This is a genomic window from Echinicola marina, assembly GCF_020463795.1.
GTDB lineage: Bacteria > Bacteroidota > Bacteroidia > Cytophagales > Cyclobacteriaceae > Echinicola > Echinicola marina.
Genome location: NZ_CP080025.1, coordinates 391,061 through 410,689, shown reverse-complemented (window position 1 = coordinate 410,689; position 19,629 = coordinate 391,061). Strand labels below are relative to the sequence as shown.

Genomic DNA, 19,629 nt, shown 5'->3' with positions numbered 1-19,629 from the left:
TTATGTCTGATAAATTATCCACATATCAGGAAGTCATAGAATCCCTTTACAAAAAGAACAGGGAAAAACATTTGCTACTTGGCAATGGCTTCAGTATGTCATATGACGCTAGCATATTTTCCTACAATAAATTAGCTGAGTTTCTTCAAAACCTTGATAACCCAGTTCTTCAGCAGTTATTTGAAATTATCAAAACAAGCAATTTTGAATTACTTATGGAGCAACTGGAGAATGTTGCTAAAATAGCTAATGTTTTCGGGGCCGATAAAAATGTAGTTGACAAAATAAATGAAGCCTCATCATCCTTAAAACAGAGTTTGATTGAGGCTATTAAAGAACTACATCCAGAACATGTTTTTGCTGTTTCTGAAGAAAAGAGTAAGGCTTGTGCAAATTTTCTAAACTCCTATTTAGAAGGAGATGGAAATGTTTTTACCACCAATTATGATTTGCTTCTCTACTGGGTTTTGATGCGAAATAATTTGGATAAAAAAGGTGATGGTTTTGGAAGGGAGGCAGAAGAATCAGAGGAATGGATTCCTGAAGAGGAAATTCAATGGTCCGAGTTAAGATGGGGTAAGAATAAAGAATCACAATCCATCTACTATGTTCATGGTGCATTGCATCTATTTGATGCGGGAATTAATATTATAAAGGAGGAATATACAAATGAACATGTCCTTTTGGAAAATGTTAAGGCACGAATGAAACAAAAGGAGTATCCCATATTTGTAACTGCTGGAAACGGTACCGAAAAGTTAAGTCATATTAGACACAACAATTATTTATCCTATTGCTATGACGAGCTTTCATCAATTTCGGGTTCACTAATTTGTTTTGGCTTTGGCTTTGGTCCATATGATGAACATATAATTGGTGCGATAAATAAAGCAGCCAAAGGAAGAAAAGATGAAAATGGCACTTTTTATAAACTCTTTAGCATTTATATCGGAGTCTATACTGAAAAAGATTTGAAACATATTCAATCAATTGAAGATAAATTTAAATGTAAAGTGAATTTATTTGATGCAAAAACAGTGAATGTATGGGGGTAATCTAAACAATCAATAAGAGAATAATTCATTACCATTGACTTTAGATGACTGCCAATATGGCGCGTTTTTTTTGATGGCAAAGTTATTGAAATAAAACAAAACGCTTCAGGGTATCTTTATGAAAATTTTAGAAGGCCTGTTGGTGAAAGGTTTAAGTTAAACTGTTGCCTGACAATCCTCAATAAGGATGCCAAGGTGGACAGGATTGCTGACAGATTGTCTACTGAAACTACTCCAATAAACAGGAGTATACAAGGTAGCAAGTTGATTATTAGCAAGATTGACTTCATAGACTTTCGTTTGTTCAATTTTCTCCCTAACCCTTGCAATTTGTAAGGTTTAATACCGCAGATGTGAATCTGGGTTTGATTGTTGTAAGTGGGAACACTGAGTTGCGATCAGGAGTGCGGCATAGAAATATGATCCTGCCAAGGGATGGAGATAGGGTCCTAGTAAGGTGAAACTCCTTTGTGGATTGGGAGACGTGTCATTATACACGGTATCGGTGTTCCGATATGTCCATGGCCCAAGCTCCCATTGAAAATGCTTATGAAAAAGATTTTTACCAAAGAATTGTGGGAAGAGTATGTTGAGAAAGTTGAAGATGGATTTAAACTAAAAACATATCCACAATTTGATCCGTATTTTAATTTCCCAAAAGAAAAAAAACGTCTTTTCCAGCTTTTATCTGATCCATCATTGAAACGGATGGAAAATCATGATTTCATTCCACTTCTAAAAATCCTCCAAAAGACTCCTCGTTACAAATGGCAAGAGGATAAGGAACTAGCAGCTGGAGGGAAATATGATTTAGAGACAAAAATCCGCCCCATTTCTTTTGCCTCACATTTCGATTCTTATATCTATGGATTTTATGCTTATGCTCTGAACAAGACATATCAAGCCTATATACATGCAAATGGATTTCAAGAAGTTGTATTAGCATATAGGAGCGACTTAGATGGCAAGTGTAATATTCAATTTACAAAAGAGGCATTTGATCAGGTCATTAGATCATACTCAGAAAATAGAAAGTGCTCCGTGATTACCCTGGATATCAAGGGTTATTTCGACCATATCGATCATTCCATATTAAAGAAAACTTGGTGTAAAGTTATTGGTGAAAATGTTTTACCGATTGACCAATATAAGGTATATCGATCCTTGACCAAATATAGCTATGTTAACTACTCTAGTTTTTTAAAGCATTTCAACATTAATCTAAAGAAGATAGAAAAGGAACAAAAAAAGAAATACAAAGGTAAAAAGAAAGTCCCCAAAGGCTATCAATCTCTTTTTGATCTGGTTCCTAATGACATTTATGGAGTTACTTTTCATGATAAAATGAAGTTACTTCGAAATCGAAAATTGGTTACAGTTAATAGCGAGATAGATAAAAAAATAAAAAAGCGAATTTTAAAAAGCAAGGGAATTCCACAGGGATCAGCTATGAGTGCTGTTCTTTCAAATATCTACTTAGCAGAATTTGACAAACAAATTTTTGAAAAGGGAAAAAAAGAAGGCTTTGTCTATCGAAGATATTGCGATGATCTCCTTATTATCTGTAAACCAGAACAGGTAAATAGACTGAAAGATTACTTAATGGATCTAATAAATAGCAACTATGGACTTACTATCCAGGACCGGAAAACAGACGTAATCGACTTTAGACCGACTCCAAATAGAAAAATTAGGTCATTCAAGAGAGAGTATGATAAAACTTCAGGAACCTTTAATTCTCTATCCAATGACGAAAAAAACTATAGAAACCTCCAATATTTAGGTTTTGAATTTAATGGAGAAAATGTATACATCCGTCCTGGTAGTTTATCAAGATTCTTTAGAAAAATGAAAGCAAGAATCGGTAAATCGGTTTCGATGGCCTATAGTGAAAATTCGAAATCAAATACAATTTTCAAACAGCAGATTTATAGCAGGTATTCCCACCTTGGTAAGCGGAATTTCCTATGGTATGCAACTAACGCCTCTAAGAAGTATTACAAGAACTCTCAGAATAAAATAAAAGAAGGTTTGGATTCCCCTAGCATAAAAAGACAAATTGCTACACATATGAGAATTCTAAAACAAGAAATCGAAAAAGGAAGTAGTCAGCGAGCTAAATATAAAGATATCGATAATGTTAAGAAATAATGAATTTTGCCGTGTGTTTGAATGAATTTGAGATATTCCTGATAAATCATAAATTCTTGAAATCCTAACTCTTTTTTTAGGTCAATTAGTAAATACAATAGAAAAGTATTTGAACTGATCGGAAATTAAGAACGGCAGATTTCTGTAAATTATAAAAGTTTGAGGGGCGTGATAGTTTGTCAGAGTTATTGCCATGTCAATTACCTGAAATAAGGCATAAAATAATCTTCAAGACCCTGAAAAGGACCCTGGATTAAAAACAAAAACCCTAACTCATTGCTTTTAAGCGAGTTAGGGTTTGTTTATGCAGAGGAGGAGGGATTCGAACCCCCGGTACCTCGCGGTACAACGGTTTTCAAGACCGCCGCATTCGACCACTCTGCCACTCCTCTATATAATGAGCCGAGGTTTTCAAGATAGCAGCAGTATTACTTCCTGCCACCCTGCCTGCCGTCAGGCAGATCCTCTGGGTCTGTAGCGTATTATTTGAAGACGTTTATGTTTGTCTTACGGTTTGCAAAGGTACTACTAAGTTTGATATGTACAATACTTTGCTAAATAAAATTTGTATAAAAATCTTAACTTGCTGATTGTTTGGAGACTAAATTTTGGGCAAATGTTTGCGCTGGGCGGCTTTGTCCAGGCTGACATTGATTTCAAAACAAATCAAGATAATATAAGAGGTGATCAGCAGCCAAAGCATCAAGGCTATCATGGTGCCTATGGAGCCATAAAGCTTATTATAGGACGCAAAATTGATCAGGTAATAGGAGAATAGGAAAAAGCCTAAGGTGATCAGTAATCCCGCCGTAAGGGAGCCTATGGAGAAGAAATGCCATTTGTCATGTACGGCTGGGGCAATCCTAAAGATAAAGGCTGTTGCGGACATAAAGAGGATCAATAGCACCGTAAATCTCAGTGTGGCCACCAGTAAATAAAGGATATTATTGGATACCACGCCATACTCTGTCAATAGGGTCAGCATCTTATTGCCGAATATCATCACCAATACAGCTACACAGATATCCAAAACCAAAAATACAATGATGCCCACCGCGATGGCGCGGGTTTGGAAAAAACTCCTGTTCTCCTTGGTGCGATAGCAGGCATTAAAGGCGCTCATCAGTGAGGCCACGCCATTGGTGGCCAAGTATAAGGCCAAGAAAAAGCCAAAGGAAAGCATGCCTTGTCTAGGCCTGCTAATGATGTCCAGGATGGTGGCTTCTGTTCCTTCGTATAAGGGGCCGGGCATGACCTCTTTGATGAAGATAAGGATGTTTTCCGGGGTAAGCTCAGGAAAGAATATTTCAATAAAAGGCAGTAGATTCAACAGGAATAGCATCAGTGGAAATAATGCCACTGTAAAATTAAAAGCTACGGCATTTGCTCTGTCGTCAATCTCATCCTTATGAAGTTGGTGGATGAATATCTTGCCCACATCATAAAGATTTTGGTCTGGATTTTTAAGGTGGATCCTGCGCAGTTTTTGGGCCTGCTTGTCCAGTTGCTGTAAAAGGCTATGCACTTTCTTTTTGACCATCAGTGCTTATTTTGCTAAAAGTAAGTCTGTAATAAATCTAGTAAATCCTGTGGAGGTCTACACGGTCTATGGCTGTCTTTTTTTAAGAAGGTCAAAATCGTGTGTCCCTGATGGATCAGCTCCTGTTGTTCATTGTGGATTTCATAATCAAAGCGGATCTTCACTCCTGGTACCTTGGCGATATGGGTAGTAATGGTGAGTAGTTCGTCATATTTGCCCGGTTTTAAATATTTGCTGAAGCTTTCCAAAACGGGCATCATGACACCTTCATCCTCCATCCTTTTATAGCTGAAGCCTATACTTCTTAAAGCTTCCACCCTGGCCACTTCAAAGTACATGGCATAGTTGCCATAATAGACATAGCCCATTTGGTCGGTTTCAGCGTATCTTACACGTACTTGTGTTTTGGCGGTAAACATAGCTTATTGGTAGATTTTGGCGGCGTTTAAGGCATTTTGATATTTGCGGGCCTGGTTAAGGTGGTCTCTCAGATTGGTCGAAAACACATGGTAGCCTGAAAAATCTTCTTTGGCGCAGAAATAAAGGTAATTATGGTCCTGATAATTGAGGACAGCGTCTAGGGATGAGATTTCGGGCAAGTTGATAGGGCCTGGAGGTAAGCCAGCATATTTGTAGGTATTATAGGGGCTTTCTATTTCCTTGTGTACATTGAGCACCCTTTTGATGGTGAAGTCTCCAAGGGCAAAAACCAAGGTAGGGTCTGCCTGAAGGGGAATATTTCTTTCCAGTCTATTGATATATACCCCAGCCACCTTTGGGCGTTCATCTCTTTTTGCAGTTTCTGCTTGTACTATGGATGCCAAGGTAGAAACTTCTTCAGGGGTCATGCCGAGTACCCTGGCTTTTTCCTTGCGCTCATCATTCCAGAAATTATTGTATTCCCGGTACATACGATCAAAAAGCTGTTCGGGGCTGGTGTTCCAGTAGACCTCGTAGGTGTTAGGGATGAACATGCTCATGATCGTTTCTTCCTCAAATTCAAACTTCCTGATATATAAGCTGTCTTTTAGTAGACGTAAGAACTGCTCATCCTTCATTTCTAGCTTATTGGTAATCTTTTCAGCAAGATCTTCTTTGGTTCTGATATTATTGAAGGTGAGCTGTACGGGAGTTTGCTTGCCGGATCTCAGTAAGCTTACCAGGTCTTTATTGGACATTTTGGGCTGTATGGTGTAGAGACCGGGTTTGACATTGTCCTGGTATTTCATGATTTTGGAGACAAAACTGAAAGATATCACGTCTGTGATAATCTTATTTTCGGTCAGGATATCTGAAACTTGCTTGAAGTTGGCATTGGAAGGGATTTTAAGGCTGACAGGCTGCTGGGACTCTGTCAGGGTGTTAGGACTGAAAAATACCTGGTAGAAATAGAAAGCGAATGATGAGATCATGACGGAAATCGCCACCATGCCTATCATATAATATTTTTGATTCTTTTTGGTGATCATATGTTTAAATACGGCTCTGATTTTTGCTTGGGCAAAAATAGTTAAATAAAATTAAACCTTGCCTAATCTCCCATTAGGCTTAGAATTCTCATGATTAGGTACTAGCTTTATTGTTGAATAGCTGAAAAGGATGGTTGTTTGCGTGTTAATGATTACTTTTCGGTATTAAAATGAGATTTTTATGGCAGCTGAATTTATTAAAATATACCCCGAAAACCCCAATCCACGTCAGGTCAACCGCGTCGTGGAAGTGCTAAGGCAAGGAGGGATTGTCATTTATCCTACTGATACCATTTATGGGATGGGCTGTGATATTCATAATTCCAAAGCCATCGAACGGATCTGTTTGATCAAGGGCGTTAAGCCACAAAAGCAGAACTTTTCCTTTATTTGCCATGACTTGAGTGGTATTTCTGAATATACCCGGGTGCTGAGTACCCCTGTGTTTAAACTCATGAAAAAGGCTTTGCCAGGTCCCTATACATTTATTCTGGAGGCCAACAATAAAGTGCCCAAACTATTGCATAGCAAGAAGAAGACGGTGGGGATAAGGATCCCTGATAATAATATTCCTCGTATATTGGTGAAAGAACTGGGGCAGCCCATTGTTACGACTTCCATTAGGGATGAGGATGATGTGTTGGAGTACAGTACTGATCCGGAATTGATCTATGAAAAATACCGGGATTTGGTAGATGTGGTGATTGATGGAGGATATGGAAACAATGTAGCCTCTACTGTCGTTGATTGTACAGGAGGGGAGATAGAAGTGCTTCGAGAAGGGCTTGGGGATATTGAGGAAGTGCTTTAATCAGTTTGTAAAGGATGATCGGTCGGAAAGTTGGAAATTCTAATAACGGCCAAAGGTAAAAGCAGTTCGTAATAGGCTTTAAAGCTCAAATGCTTATTTTTGGGCATGGAAAAAAAAGCATTGTTAGTTGATTTGTTTTATCTGCCTCCAATAGAATTTTTTGTGGCAATTGAAGGTTATGATAAGATCATCTTGGAGAAAGAGGGGAACTATCAAAAACAGACATATAGAAACAGGGCACAAGTACACCTGTCCAATAAAGTAGAGACCTTGAGTATACCCGTAGTAGGCGGAAACAAAAAAGTAAAGTACGGTAAGGTCAAAATTGATTATAGGCAGAAATGGCAAAATGTTCATTTGAGGGGAATAAAAAGTGCTTATGGCAAGGCCCCTTATTTCGAATATTACTATCCCTATTTTGAAGATATATTCAATGAACAAATTGACAGTTTGTTCGAGTTGAATCAGAAGTTGCTGACACTTTGTCTGAAATTACTGCAAATAAAGGCAAAAGTAGAAGTTAGCGTGAAATATGAGGAAAGTCCAGAAATGGAAGACCTAAGGGGCAAAATAGTAGCCAAACAGTCTTATGAGGCCAGGGATATTTATTCACCGGAGCCTTACAGTCAATTGTTTGGCCTGGACTTTGCACCTAATTTAAGTGTTATTGATTTGTTGTTTTGTGAAGGACCTGGTTCTTTAGAACTTATCCGACGATCAAAAAAAAACAATTGAACAATCATTAAAAGGATTGTGTTTTTAAAACAAATTCGGTAACATTAGATATAGCAATTATCACAATTCAGAAAGGAAATAAATGGAAGCAAAATTTTCAAATAGAGTCAAGGAGGTGATCTCCCTAAGTCGTGAAGAAGCTTTGCGTCTGGGGCACGATTACATTGGGACCGAACACCTCTTGCTGGGCATGATCCGTGAGGGGGAAGGTGTCGCTGTTTCCATATTAAAGAAATTAGGAGTGCCATTGGATGAGCTTCGCAATTCCGTGGAGCGTGCAGTAAAAGGAACGGCCAATCACAATGTGAAAAATCTGGCCAATATTCCTTTGACAAGGCAATCCGAAAAAGTGCTTAAAATTACTTATTTGGAAGCTAAAATATTTAAAAGCCAGCTTATCGGGACAGAACATTTGTTGCTGTCTATCCTAAGGGATGAAGATAATATAGCTACCCAAATCCTGCATAAATTCGATACTACTTATGATACCGTAAAAGAAATGTTGGAATTCCAAACGGATCAAAGCCCACGCTCAGGAGCCGAGGCGGATGATACAGATGAGGAAAGCAGCAAACTATTCGGTTCATCTGGTGGATCATCAGGAGGTGGGGGAAAAGGTGCTGCAGAGAAATCCAGGACTCCGGTTTTGGATAATTTCGGCAGGGACCTGACCCGCATGGCTGAAGACGACAAGCTTGATCCTATTATTGGTAGGGAAAAGGAAATCGAGCGAGTAGCGCAGATCTTGTCCAGAAGAAAGAAAAACAACCCAATACTTATAGGTGAGCCTGGCGTAGGTAAGACGGCTATCGCTGAAGGCCTTGCTTTGAGAATTGTACAGAAAAAAGTTTCCCGTGTATTGTTCAACAAGCGCGTGGTGACTTTGGATCTGGCATCTTTGGTGGCAGGAACCAAATACAGGGGGCAGTTTGAGGAGAGAATGAAAGCTGTGATGAATGAGCTGGAAAAATCTCCCAATGTGATTTTGTTCATTGATGAGTTGCATACCATCGTAGGTGCTGGTGGTGCCAGTGGTTCTTTGGATGCCTCAAATATGTTTAAACCGGCTTTGGCAAGAGGAGAAATTCAATGCATCGGAGCCACTACACTGGATGAGTACAGACAGTATATTGAAAAAGACGGTGCTTTGGCAAGGAGATTCCAGATGGTAATGGTGGACGCCACCTCTCCAGAGGAAACCATGCAGATCCTTAATAATATCAAGGACAAATACGAAGATCACCATAATGTGAACTATACTCCTGAGGCGATTGAAGCCTGTGTGAAATTGTCTGACCGATATATCTCTGACCGATTCCTTCCAGATAAGGCCATTGATATCTTGGATGAGGCGGGTGCTCGTGTTCACATCAACAATATCCATGTTCCTGATGAAATCCTCAAACTAGAGGAAGAAGTGGAGAACATCAAAGTGGAGAAAAACAGGGTGGTGAAAAGCCAGAAGTATGAAGAGGCTGCCCAGTTGAGAGACCGTGAGAAAAAATTGCTAGAGCAATTGGAAAATGCCAAAGCCAAGTGGGAAGAGGAAAGCAAAACCAAGCGTTATACCGTAGAGGAGGATAATGTGGCAGAGGTAATTGCGATGATGACCGGTATCCCGGCCAAGCGTATCGCCCAAAATGAAGGAAATAAGCTGCTCAATATGGGGGCAGAACTTCAAGGCAAGGTGATCGGTCAGGATGATGCCATTAAGAAGTTGACCAAAGCGATCCAAAGAACCAGGGTAGGCTTGAAAGATCCTAAGAAGCCTATCGGTTCATTTATATTCCTGGGACCAACAGGTGTCGGTAAAACGGAATTGGCCAAAACCTTGGCTACCTATCTGTTCGATAAGGAAGATTCTTTGGTGAGAATCGATATGTCCGAATATATGGAGAAATTCAGTGTTTCCCGTTTGGTGGGAGCACCTCCAGGTTATGTGGGCTATGAAGAAGGTGGTCAGTTGACTGAAAAGGTGAGAAGAAAGCCTTATTCAGTGGTATTGCTTGATGAGATCGAAAAAGCTCATCCTGATGTGTTCAACTTGTTGTTGCAAGTTTTGGATGACGGTATCCTTACAGATGGACTGGGAAGAAGGGTCGATTTCAGAAATACGGTGATCATCATGACATCCAATATTGGTGTTAGGGACTTGAAAGACTTCGGAGCGGGTATTGGATTTGCCTCCAAGGCCAAAGAGGAAAATATGGATGAGGTGATGAAAACCACTATTCAAAGTGCTCTTAAAAAGGCTTTTAGTCCTGAATTCCTGAACAGGTTGGATGATGTAGTGGTATTCAATTCCCTGAACAAGGAGCATATCCACAAGATCATCGATATCAGTTTGGAAAAACTGTTCAGTAGAATCACCGATTTGGGCTATCATATTGAGCTGACCGATAAGGCCAAAGACTTCCTAGCGGATAAAGGCTACGACCAACAGTATGGTGCTCGTCCATTGAACAGGGCCATACAGAAGTACTTGGAGGACTCAATTGCTGAGGAAATCCTAAGAGGAGAGCTTTCTGATGGTGATATTATCAAAGCTGATTACTCTGGAAAAGGAGATGAACTCGATATTACTGTGGAGAAGAAAGAAAAAGCAGATTAACTAAATAATAGACGGATTAAAAAGAGGCCTGGTTTGGGCCTCTTTTTTTTTGAGTGGATTAAAAAATTAACAAGTTTTAAATATCAACTACAGCGGATAAGGTGTTCTTGGCCTTTAATTTGCAAAAGTCATGCATATGAAATTTGTCATGCAATTCCTATTGAAATTATCTTTTCTGGCCTCTTTAATGCCCTATTTGATATCAGAAAAGGTTTTTGAAAAGTTTGAGATCAGGCTCAATCCTATGGTGGAGGATTCTCTTTATACTAGTGGAAAGGAAATGGGCTCGGTAGATCATCGGCTGATTGATGAGGCGAGTGGAATGGCATCATCCAGAAAGCAAGAGAATGTTTTGTATGTGCACAATGATAGTGGTGGCTTGCCGATGGTTTATCAGGTAGACAGTACTGGAAAGATGGTGAGAGAAATAGCGGTCAAGGGAGTAGAAAATAGAGATTGGGAGGATATTGCCATAGGGCCGGGGATGGATAAAGAAAGGTCTTATATTTATATTGGGGAAATTGGTGATAATAAGGGAGTTTACCCCTCTATAAAATTATTTCGGTTCGAAGAGCCCTCAATGGGGAAGGAGAATATAGCGGTAAATCCTGAGGTGATTGAGCTGGGGTATCCAGATGGGCCAAAAGACGCGGAGACTTTGATGGTAGATCCTTGGAATGGGGATGTTTATATTGTGAGCAAGCGGGATTCCAGTAATGTGTTATACCGTTTGAAAGCCGAGGATGTAGAAAAGGACCAAGCAGAACTTGAAAAGGTTCTTGAACTTCCGATCACTATGTCTGTAGCTGGGGACATTTCCCCAGATGGAAAGGAGATCATCATCAAGAATTATTGGGTGATTTACCATTGGGAAAGAGAGGAAGGGGAGTCTTTGGTGGAAGCCCTTTCTCGTAAACCAGTTCAGTTGCCTTATGCTCCAGAACCTCAAGGTGAGGCCTTGACTTTTGGAAAAGATGGAAAACGGTACTTTAGCCTAAGTGAGCAAAGGTTTCGGATAAAACCAATCCTATATCAATATTACAAGAAACCATAAAGTCAATACGGCTCAAAGCATTATTGGACTTTATTAAAAGATAGTAATCTGATGAATTCCCAAGTTACGTCAACGGTTTTGATGGTGAGACCGGCTGCTTTTGGTTTTAATCCAGAGACTGCTAAGGATAACTTGTATCAAGTTAAGGATGACAGGACAGGCTCAGCTATTCAGGAGACGGCACTTGCAGAATTTGATCATATGGTAGCTATGCTTCAGGAGCAAGGGATCAGGGTGCTTGTATTAGAGGATTCCGTTTCACCAGCTAAGCCGGATGCTGTATTTCCTAATAACTGGTTCAGTACCCATGAAGATGGAAGTATAGTTTTTTATCCGATGTTGTCTAGGTTAAGAAGGGCTGAGCGAAGAAAGGATTTGGTAGATAAACTTTTTGAGTTTGGTTTTAGAACCGAGGAGGTAGTTGACTTGATATTTTTTGAAGATGATGGACAGTACTTGGAAAGTACAGGGAGTATGGTGCTGGACAGGGAGAATAAAATAGTTTATGCCTGTGCTTCAGAGCGCACACATTCTGTTCCCCTGCATTATTTCCAGCAATTAAAAGGCTATCAAGTATTGATGTTTCATGCTGTACAGCAATTAAAATACCCTAAGAGGCCGGTTTATCATACCAATGTAATGATGCATGTAGGGACGAAGATGGCCGTTGTTTGTTTGGATAGTATTGAAAGGGAAGCGGAAAAGATGGCTGTGAAAGAGAGCTTGGAAAAGCATGGCAAGAAAATCATTCCCATCACCCTGCACCAAAAGAATGCTTTTGCCGGAAATATGTTGGAGTTAAAAAATATGGAAGGAAAACATTTTACAGTAATGTCTGCCAGTGCCTTCAAAAGTCTTAAGGCAGGACAAAAGCAAATCATTTCAAAATATACGGACCTGATTGTTTCTGATATTCCCACCATTGAGAAATTGGGTGGTGGCAGTGTCCGCTGTATGATGGCGGAGATATTTTTGCCAAGGGTGAAGAAATAAAAAAACAGGCTGTTTCATAAATCCACGTCATTGCGATTGTAGCGATAGCGAAGAGAAGCAATCTCCCTATATGTACAATGTAAGTACTTCGAGATCACTTCGCTTCACTCGTGATGACGTATTTCCGACTTATGAGACAGCCTGTTTCTATGGTCTATGGTTTAAATCCCAGTGTAGTTGAATGGAGTGATTACCTTCAATTCGGCTTTTACCTCATTCGACACATTTAAAGTATCGATAAATTCCTTGATGGAAACTTCAGTGATTTTGCTGTTGGTTCTGGTAAGGTCCTTAAGTGCTTCGTAAGGCTTTGGATAGCCTTCCCGTCTCAATATGGTCTGAATGGCTTCAGCCACCACCGCCCAGTTTTCTTCAAGATCAGCATCAATGGCCGCTTGGTTGAGCTCCAATTTGCCCAAACCTTTTTTCAAAGACTCAAATGCAATCAGCATATGTGCCAATGGTACACCGATCACTCTCAAAACAGTACTATCAGTAAGGTCTCTTTGTAGTCTGCTGACCGGTAGTTTGGCCGCGAGGTGTTCCAATAGTGCATTGGCAATGCCCAAGTTGCCCTCAGCATTTTCAAAATCAATAGGGTTTACCTTATGTGGCATGGCTGAAGAACCTACTTCACCAGCTTTGATTTTTTGTTTGAAATAATTCATGCTCACATATTGCCAAACATCCTTAGAAAGATCCAAAAGGATAGTGTTGATTCTCTTCAATCCATCAAAAAGGGCCGCAATATTGTCATAATGTTCAATTTGAGTGGTTGGGAAGCTTCTTTCCAAGCCAAGGTACTGACTGACAAAGTTATTGGCAAATACATTCCACTCTTGATCAGGGTAAGCCACTTTGTGGGCATTCATATTACCTGTAGCACCACCAAACTTCGCGGAATGAGGCACTTGGTTCAATAATGTCAATTGGCTTTCCAGTCTTGTGAGGAAGACTTGAAATTCCTTGCCCAAGCGAGTAGGGGAGGCTGGTTGCCCATGGGTTTTAGCCAACATAGAGATGTCCTTCCATTCAGCTATTTGGCTTTTTAGCTTAGCCATCACTTCTTCAAGAACAGGTAGCATTACCTCATTTAGTCCCTCCTTAAGCATAAGGGGAGTGGCAGTATTATTAATATCCTGAGAGGTAAGACCAAAGTGGATAAATTCCTTTTGTGCTTCCAGTCCAAGTTGGTCAAATTTTTCTTTCAAGAAATATTCAACGGCCTTAACATCATGATTGGTTGTTTTCTCTATTTCCTTGATCGCAGCAGCATCAGCTTCAGAGAACTCTTCCACAATAGCGCGGAGTTTAGGGAAGATATCCTTAGAAATGCCCTTCAACTGAGGCAAAGGCATCTCACAGAGAGCGATGAAGTATTCCACTTCTACCTTCACCCTGTAAAGGATCAAGGCATATTCAGAAAAATAAGCTCTCAAAGGAGCTGTTTTGCTTCCGTATCTTCCATCCACAGAGGATACTGCGGTCAGCGTATTTAAATTCATGATGATTTCTATTTGATTTGAATGACGCCACAAAAATAATTTATTAAAGTGTAAAAGTCTTTGATTTGGAATTTTTTTACCAAAAGGAGAGGTAATGCATTAAAAAAGGGGATCTCCCTTCTGGAAATCCCCTCCGATTATGCGGTAATAGTCGGTTTTAATAATTTGGATAATTTCTTATCACCTGAAGGCTAAGTCCTTTGTCTGTTTCGGAGGCATTTACATAACCTCTTACCACTACCGTATAGACCCTTTGACTGCGGAGATTAAGATCGTTGGCGGTCAAAAGCACTTCTCCGGTGCTGGCATCGGTTAAAGTGAAATCACTCATCTCTGCATCGATCTCTTCAAAATCGGTGATATCGGTATAGGTGCCGTTTGAAAACAGTGGTGTTTCACTGTCGTTGATCGTAAGATTAACGGCTGGTGCATCAGGAGAAAGGTGTACCAGTCTGATCATGGCATCCCCCTCACTGGGTTCATCCCAATTGTCTTCTGCAATAAGGGTACCCATATCTGAGTCAGCATCTTCTTCAGCATCGATAAAGAAGAAAGAATACGCTTGATTCTCGGCCAGTGTCACAGTAGTGTCCAATAATGAATTGGCGGCATTTCCGCTTTTAAAAGAGAGTGTTCTTTCTCCGGTAAAATAACGACCGTAATTGAAGTAATCCGTGTACTCAAAATTATTGTTGTTATCGAGTCTGCCATCAGCATAAATACTCACATTTCCTGTTTCTGGAGAGCCATGGTAATAGGCTACATAGGCTACAGGGCCATCATAGTAATCTACGTCATCATCATCCAAACAGCTGGTGATCAATAGGGGTGATAGGGCTAGGAAAAAAAGTCCCAGACCTTTTTTCCAATTGTTGAACAGTCTGCTATTCATAATTTGCGTTAACATAATCCTGTTGGTTTAATCTATTTTTTGTTGTTTTTTCTTTGCTTTCCCCCAAAACGTAAGGTCACAAAGAAACGCTACAAGGCCTTGAAATTTTTTTGTGAATTTTTACCAAAGCGACTGCTGTTATTATTTATAGAAAAAGGACTGGTTTTTGAGTTATTATTGTTGGACTCGGGAACATCTTTTTGATTTAAATGTTCTTAAAGGGATTTAAAGCTTGGGAATAAGGGGATTTTAAAAAAATCAGCCTTAATTTTGAGGACGATTATACGAAGTAGATAAACTCAGTAGAAGGAATGTTATTTAGCTTATTTAAAAAGAATAAAGGAGAGCAAAAAAGAGGGAGTCAGTATTTGTCACTGAAGGTGAGGGAAGTCGTGAGGGAAACTTCAGAGGCCATCAGCATATATTTCGAACAGCCAGAACCTTATTTGGACTATAAACCGGGCCAGTTTTTGACCTTGATCTTGGAGGTAAACGGTAAAGAGGAACGCAGGTCCTATAGCTTATGCACATCACCTTATGTGGATCCACATCCGGGAATAACCGTAAAAAAAATTGATGGAGGCCTGGTGTCCAATTATTTGAATGATCATATCAAGCCAGGGAAGACCATAGAGGTCATGAAGCCGATGGGACATTTTACCACGGACTTTCATTCCAAGAATAAGCACCATTATGTGATGATTGCAGGAGGAAGTGGCATCACGCCAATTATGGGCATCAGTAAGTCTGTATTGGTTAATGAGCCCTTATCCAAGGTGACCTTGATTTATTGTAACCGTTCTGAAGAGCAGGTTATTTTTGATCAACAACTAGAGTCCCTTGGTCAAAAATATGAGGGGCGATTTGAGGTGGTCCATACTCTTTCCCAGCCCAAGGAGGATTGGTCTGGATTGAAAGGGAGGTTAAATGAGCAAATGATAGCAGATGTGTTGAAAGAGAAACATTATGCTGATGCAGACAAGGAAATTTATTTCTTATGTGGTCCTGAAGGATTGATGGAAGGAAGTGTGGAGGCATTGCTCAAAATGAATGTGCCCCATGATAATATTCACAGGGAGAGTTTTTATACCTCATCTTCTGAAGAGGCAGAAAAAGCACATGAAGCAGAAAATGCAAATATTGCCCTGACCAGGGAGGTGCGCATTCATTTGGAAGGAGAGGAGCATAGCTTTGAAGTGCCAGCTGGAAAAACAATATTAGAGGCAGGCCTGGATGAAGGGTACGATATGCCTTATAGTTGCCAAAGTGGCTTATGTACTGCCTGCAGGGGTAAGCTGATCAGTGGTGAGGTAAGTATGGATCAGGATGCTGGGTTGAGCAAAAATGAAAAAGAAGCAGGCTATATCCTTTGCTGTGTTTCCCACCCAACAACAGGTGATGTAAAAGTAGAGATAGGTTAATGCTAGAGGTGATGAAGAAAAAGTTTAGGTTACTTGAGCGAAATGTTTTGATACTTATTGCTATCCCGCTGCCCATGTTCGCTTTTGCCTATTTGTATACGAGCAGTAGCAATATGGAACTGGACCTGCCTAAGCTGCCAGAAAATATAAAGGCGGTAGGGCTGGGCTTAGTAGGTGTAATTATCATTGCGCAATTTGTACAGTTTAATCAAGGCTTAAAAAAACTGAGAAACCCTGATATGCCTTTGGAGACTAAACTGGAAAAATATGGTGAGCTCACCATGCTTAGGTTTTGGATGCTATTTGTTTCGGGGCTACTATGTGGAGCGGGCTTACTGCTGTTTGATAGTCCTGGTTATACCATCGGCTATGCACTTACTTTGGGTTTTGTTTCCCTTGGTAAGCCTACCCCGGATAGGATTATCAGATTGCTGAAACTCAAGGGAGAACAAAGGGCAACCGTTGCTGAGTTTGGCAGAAGAGATGATTAAAACAGGATTTCAAGTCTAGAAATTCGGCTACAAAAAAGGCATCAGATATAATTTCCGATGCCTTTTTTGTATTAATATTTTTCTATGGAGATCATTCCTGAACCAATATTCCCCTTAATGGTATAGGCAGCCCCATGGTCAATGAGCAAATGGTCACTTGAAGACTGTTTGCCGACTTTGACCATGCCGCTTCCTGCATTCATGTCATAGTTATAATTGTCGAGCAAGGCATTGGCTTTGACTTTGAACATTCCTGAAGAGCCTGAAAAGGAGGTGTTGGGGCCAAAGCCGACCTTTTTGGCATTCATCATACCGGAAGATAACTTTAGCTCTCCTAAAGTAGATATATCTTCCAGGTCCACACTTCCAGAAGTGATTTTTACATTTAATTCACCCGCAACATGTTTGGCTGTGATCTTACCACTGCTAGAGCTCAAAGAAGTATTTCCTTTAATATATTCCAAGTCCATGATTCCGCTGGTCATTTTACAGTCCACGTCCCCCTCCACATTGTAGGCTTCTATTTTTCCTGAGGAACCTGCAAGTTTTAAATTACCGGAGATGTCTTCAACTTGAATGATTCCTGAACTTGCAGTTAGCATGGTAAGTTCAGAGGCGACACCCTTTATATGCATTTTACCGGAAGAATTGACAGCTTTAAGCACAATGACTTCAGGACCTGTGATATGGATATACCTTTTATTATGGTTGTTATTCCAGTTACCTGTATTTTGGTAAGAGATTTTAAGGGTATTTCCCACTGTGACAAAGATCAGGTTTTTGTCTGCATTCTGATCATCACCCAGATCAGCAGTGACTTCTATTGATGATTGGGAGGGGTTTCCTTCATAGCTTAAGGAAATACTTCCGCCTTGTATTTCCAGCTTTTCGATATGGTCAAAAGATTTTTCAATTTTTGATTGGGCCTGTCCAAAACCAAGGCTAAGCCCAAAAAGGAATAGCAAGAGGCCGATAATACGGAATGGAGTGTTCATGGTTTTCATGTTTATGTTCAAGGAATTATCTGGGAGCTTTTGAGTATTAAAGGATCAACCCGAAACTGAGTGCATTTACTTCAGGACCCTTTCCAGTCTGGAATACAGGGTTGAGGTCATAGTTAAGGTAGAAGTCAACTTCGCCAACTCCAAGGGTCAATCTTCCACCATACCTGAGATCATTACTATACATATTAGACTTCTCATATTTTTTATGGGATTTGCCTTCTGCATCTTTATAGACGAATTTGCCTCTTCCACCAAGTCTATACCCTATATACGGGCCCAGTCCTATTCTGATTTTTCCATTTTCACTATGGTAGCTCGGGATAAGGCTGAGATTGGCATAGGAAGCAGATATTTTGGACTTGGTACCCTCTCCATCTTCAAAGGATTCAAAAAGAATTCCATCATCGGTTTTTATAGGGATAAGGTCTGCATCTTCAAGTTTGAAATTATACCAGCTTACGCCTAAAGCAGGGTTGAAGGTGAAGTTTTTGCCCATGGAATAAATATGCTGATAATTCAAGCCTATGTTCCAGCTTCCCCAAGGTTTTATAGCTGGCAATGAAGGGGCATTTGCCCAAGTGTTGATTCCAAGATCTATATTGAGGCTTTTCTCGTATCTCCTTTTTTTTGCACCCTCTATTTCGACGATAACATGGGAACATTCCTCGGTATTTACAGTCCATGATTTATCTGAGTATTTTTGGTAAATCCAGTGGTTTCCAAAAAGCTGGAATGTTTTTTCTTTCACTACAATCTTTTCATTGCTGTCCTGCGCAAGAGATACCGTAGCGATAAAGACCGAAAGGATAATAGATAAAAATAGTTTTTTCATTATTCAATAATTAGCGGTTCCATAAATTAAAAAACAAGGCCAAAGGTAATAGGGTTAAGGGCTGGTCCCTTGTCGTCTTGGAAGAGCTCGTTAAGGTCATAGGTGGAGAAGAATGTGACCCTGCCTACACCGATTTCCCCTCTGATGCCATACCTGACATTATTGAGATAGATTCCTGTATTTAGTTTGTCCTTATGTCTTCCTGAGCCGTCTAGTTCACGGTAGACATATTTGCTTCTTCCTCCTACCCTGTACCCGAAATATGGTCCAGCGCCAATTTTAAGCCCTTTTTCGCCATTATCATTCATCCTTCCAAAATCCAATTTAAACAAGGTCATGGCAGTAATATAGGAAGCGGAAACTTTGCTCTTAAATCCATCTACATCAGTTCTCTGGATAAATTCCACACCGTTGTCCCCCCTGACAGCTTGGTAGTCACGGTTTTCAAATTTGAAATTATACCATTGTATCCCTAGCCCAAAGTCCCAGTAAAAGCCCTTGGAGAGTCTTTGGCTGGCCATCCAGTTTAATCCCACATTCCAGCTTCCCCAGCCTTTTGCTGCATATGGATTATCTGAAGTAGGAAAGCTGCCATCTTCCAGATAGTTGTTGATACCCAAATCAACATTGAAGTAAGTCCTGAATGGAGGCTCCTCTTTTTTCTTTTTTTCTACCCTGACCTTTGTACTCGGGCCCGATTCATCCACGATGACCTTTATCCTACCTAAAGCAACAGTAGTCTCAGCACCATGCTCTTCTACCCGGACCAGTTCTTTGTCCTCCTTATCACCTTTGCCTATTTCCACCACTGTCAGTTCACCTGTTTCTTCGTCCAGTTCTAAATCCAATTCTCGGATAATCTGGTTCACATCCAAAGCCTTCAGCTTTTCGAAATCCTCCTTGTTATCCACGAGGATGACGATCTTTCCTGAATGTCCATATTCCACGATGATGCTGTCCTTGGCAGCCGGGGAGCCTTCATTGAAAGCAAAAGCTGTCTGCACTAATGCCATTAAAATCATGGCTAAAACATATCTCTTCATATCTTTTGAATTAAGGTATTCG

The 19,629-nt window shown here is 40.2% G+C and carries 17 protein-coding genes and 1 tRNA gene; 9 read left to right on the top strand and 9 right to left on the bottom strand.

What is annotated here, in order from left to right; genetic code table 11:
• The first annotated feature begins 2 nt into the window (after positions 1 to 2).
• Positions 3 to 1,055, top strand: coding sequence for a DUF4917 family protein (locus tag KZP23_RS01890; RefSeq protein WP_226334464.1), 1,053 nt, complete (start codon positions 3 to 5; stop codon positions 1,053 to 1,055).
• A gap of 549 nt (positions 1,056 to 1,604) precedes the next feature.
• The gene (locus tag KZP23_RS01885) at positions 1,605 to 3,206 is read left to right on the top strand and encodes a reverse transcriptase domain-containing protein (RefSeq protein WP_226334463.1); all 1,602 of its coding nucleotides are present in this window, start codon (positions 1,605 to 1,607) and stop codon (positions 3,204 to 3,206) included.
• A 307-nt stretch (positions 3,207 to 3,513) separates the two neighbouring features.
• Here KZP23_RS01885 and KZP23_RS01880 read toward each other — a convergent pair.
• The 4 genes from KZP23_RS01880 to mltG form a co-directional block, all read right to left on the bottom strand.
• Positions 3,514 to 3,598 (bottom strand) — tRNA-Ser (locus tag KZP23_RS01880).
• 209 nt (positions 3,599 to 3,807) lie between these two features.
• Positions 3,808 to 4,746, bottom strand: coding sequence for a YihY/virulence factor BrkB family protein (locus KZP23_RS01875; RefSeq protein ID WP_226334462.1), 939 nt, complete (start codon positions 4,744 to 4,746; stop codon positions 3,808 to 3,810).
• Positions 4,747 to 4,760: 14 nt separating this feature from the next.
• The gene (locus KZP23_RS01870) at positions 4,761 to 5,165 is read right to left on the bottom strand and encodes an acyl-CoA thioesterase (protein WP_226334461.1); all 405 of its coding nucleotides are present in this window, start codon (positions 5,163 to 5,165) and stop codon (positions 4,761 to 4,763) included.
• 3 nt (positions 5,166 to 5,168) lie between these two features.
• On the bottom strand, positions 5,169 to 6,215 hold the full coding sequence (gene mltG / locus KZP23_RS01865) for an endolytic transglycosylase MltG (protein WP_226334460.1): 1,047 nt from the start codon (positions 6,213 to 6,215) through the stop codon (positions 5,169 to 5,171).
• Between the two features lie 181 nt (positions 6,216 to 6,396).
• Between mltG and KZP23_RS01860 the strand changes: the two genes are divergently transcribed.
• The 5 genes from KZP23_RS01860 (at position 6,397) to ctlX (ending at position 12,419) form a co-directional block, all read left to right on the top strand.
• On the top strand, positions 6,397 to 7,026 hold the full coding sequence (locus KZP23_RS01860; protein ID WP_226334459.1) for an L-threonylcarbamoyladenylate synthase: 630 nt from the start codon (positions 6,397 to 6,399) through the stop codon (positions 7,024 to 7,026).
• Positions 7,027 to 7,131: 105 nt separating this feature from the next.
• Positions 7,132 to 7,761 (top strand): WbqC family protein, encoded by a 630-nt coding sequence (locus KZP23_RS01855; RefSeq protein WP_226334458.1) that lies wholly within the window; start codon positions 7,132 to 7,134, stop codon positions 7,759 to 7,761.
• A gap of 82 nt (positions 7,762 to 7,843) precedes the next feature.
• Positions 7,844 to 10,372: an ATP-dependent Clp protease ATP-binding subunit gene (locus KZP23_RS01850; protein WP_226334457.1), complete on the top strand. Its 2,529-nt coding sequence runs from the start codon at positions 7,844 to 7,846 to the stop codon at positions 10,370 to 10,372.
• 130 nt (positions 10,373 to 10,502) lie between these two features.
• The gene (locus tag KZP23_RS01845) at positions 10,503 to 11,426 is read left to right on the top strand and encodes a hypothetical protein (protein ID WP_226334456.1); all 924 of its coding nucleotides are present in this window, start codon (positions 10,503 to 10,505) and stop codon (positions 11,424 to 11,426) included.
• Positions 11,427 to 11,477: 51 nt separating this feature from the next.
• Positions 11,478 to 12,419, top strand: coding sequence for a citrulline utilization hydrolase CtlX (gene ctlX / locus KZP23_RS01840; RefSeq protein WP_226334455.1), 942 nt, complete (start codon positions 11,478 to 11,480; stop codon positions 12,417 to 12,419).
• Positions 12,420 to 12,580: 161 nt separating this feature from the next.
• Here ctlX and purB read toward each other — a convergent pair whose 3' ends face one another.
• Complete coding sequence (gene purB / locus KZP23_RS01835; protein WP_226334454.1) at positions 12,581 to 13,924, bottom strand: adenylosuccinate lyase; 1,344 nt, start codon at positions 13,922 to 13,924, stop codon at positions 12,581 to 12,583.
• Positions 13,925 to 14,081: 157 nt separating this feature from the next.
• Positions 14,082 to 14,831 carry a DUF4397 domain-containing protein gene (locus tag KZP23_RS01830; protein WP_226334453.1) on the bottom strand — a complete coding sequence of 250 codons (750 nt, stop codon included), beginning with the start codon at positions 14,829 to 14,831 and terminating at the stop codon, positions 14,082 to 14,084.
• A gap of 296 nt (positions 14,832 to 15,127) precedes the next feature.
• On the opposite strand from KZP23_RS01830, the gene KZP23_RS01825 reads away from it, so the two are divergent.
• Both KZP23_RS01825 and KZP23_RS01820 read left to right on the top strand, forming a co-directional pair.
• The gene (locus KZP23_RS01825) at positions 15,128 to 16,237 is read left to right on the top strand and encodes a ferredoxin--NADP reductase (protein ID WP_226334452.1); all 1,110 of its coding nucleotides are present in this window, start codon (positions 15,128 to 15,130) and stop codon (positions 16,235 to 16,237) included.
• 11 nt (positions 16,238 to 16,248) lie between these two features.
• On the top strand, positions 16,249 to 16,728 hold the full coding sequence (locus tag KZP23_RS01820) for a hypothetical protein (RefSeq protein ID WP_226334451.1): 480 nt from the start codon (positions 16,249 to 16,251) through the stop codon (positions 16,726 to 16,728).
• Between the two features lie 71 nt (positions 16,729 to 16,799).
• Here KZP23_RS01820 and KZP23_RS01815 read toward each other — a convergent pair whose 3' ends face one another.
• From KZP23_RS01815 to KZP23_RS01805, 3 genes are read right to left on the bottom strand one after another with little or no spacing between them, the layout of a single operon-like run.
• Positions 16,800 to 17,732, bottom strand: a complete 933-nt coding sequence (locus KZP23_RS01815; protein ID WP_226334450.1) for a DUF4097 domain-containing protein — start codon at positions 17,730 to 17,732, stop codon at positions 16,800 to 16,802.
• A gap of 37 nt (positions 17,733 to 17,769) precedes the next feature.
• On the bottom strand, positions 17,770 to 18,564 hold the full coding sequence (locus KZP23_RS01810; RefSeq protein ID WP_226334449.1) for a porin family protein: 795 nt from the start codon (positions 18,562 to 18,564) through the stop codon (positions 17,770 to 17,772).
• Positions 18,565 to 18,590: 26 nt separating this feature from the next.
• On the bottom strand, positions 18,591 to 19,607 hold the full coding sequence (locus KZP23_RS01805) for a porin family protein (RefSeq protein ID WP_226334448.1): 1,017 nt from the start codon (positions 19,605 to 19,607) through the stop codon (positions 18,591 to 18,593).
• Positions 19,608 to 19,629: the final 22 nt, after the last annotated feature.

Coding starts and splice junctions, on each gene's coding strand:
- KZP23_RS01855 (WP_226334458.1), top strand. CDS start 7,132: ATGGAAAAAAAAGCATTGTTAGTTGATTTGTTTTATCTGCCTCCAATA.
- KZP23_RS01825 (WP_226334452.1), top strand. CDS start 15,128: ATGTTATTTAGCTTATTTAAAAAGAATAAAGGAGAGCAAAAAAGAGGG.
- KZP23_RS01890 (WP_226334464.1), top strand. CDS start 3: ATGTCTGATAAATTATCCACATATCAGGAAGTCATAGAATCCCTTTAC.
- KZP23_RS01870 (WP_226334461.1), bottom strand. CDS start 5,165: ATGTTTACCGCCAAAACACAAGTACGTGTAAGATACGCTGAAACCGAC.
- KZP23_RS01850 (WP_226334457.1), top strand. CDS start 7,844: ATGGAAGCAAAATTTTCAAATAGAGTCAAGGAGGTGATCTCCCTAAGT.
- KZP23_RS01820 (WP_226334451.1), top strand. CDS start 16,249: ATGAAGAAAAAGTTTAGGTTACTTGAGCGAAATGTTTTGATACTTATT.
- KZP23_RS01875 (WP_226334462.1), bottom strand. CDS start 4,746: ATGGTCAAAAAGAAAGTGCATAGCCTTTTACAGCAACTGGACAAGCAG.
- KZP23_RS01885 (WP_226334463.1), top strand. CDS start 1,605: ATGAAAAAGATTTTTACCAAAGAATTGTGGGAAGAGTATGTTGAGAAA.
- purB (WP_226334454.1), bottom strand. CDS start 13,924: ATGAATTTAAATACGCTGACCGCAGTATCCTCTGTGGATGGAAGATAC.
- ctlX (WP_226334455.1), top strand. CDS start 11,478: ATGAATTCCCAAGTTACGTCAACGGTTTTGATGGTGAGACCGGCTGCT.
- KZP23_RS01805 (WP_226334448.1), bottom strand. CDS start 19,607: ATGAAGAGATATGTTTTAGCCATGATTTTAATGGCATTAGTGCAGACA.
- mltG (WP_226334460.1), bottom strand. CDS start 6,215: ATGATCACCAAAAAGAATCAAAAATATTATATGATAGGCATGGTGGCG.
- KZP23_RS01845 (WP_226334456.1), top strand. CDS start 10,503: ATGCATATGAAATTTGTCATGCAATTCCTATTGAAATTATCTTTTCTG.
- KZP23_RS01860 (WP_226334459.1), top strand. CDS start 6,397: ATGGCAGCTGAATTTATTAAAATATACCCCGAAAACCCCAATCCACGT.
- KZP23_RS01810 (WP_226334449.1), bottom strand. CDS start 18,564: ATGAAAAAACTATTTTTATCTATTATCCTTTCGGTCTTTATCGCTACG.
- KZP23_RS01815 (WP_226334450.1), bottom strand. CDS start 17,732: ATGAAAACCATGAACACTCCATTCCGTATTATCGGCCTCTTGCTATTC.
- KZP23_RS01830 (WP_226334453.1), bottom strand. CDS start 14,831: ATGTTAACGCAAATTATGAATAGCAGACTGTTCAACAATTGGAAAAAA.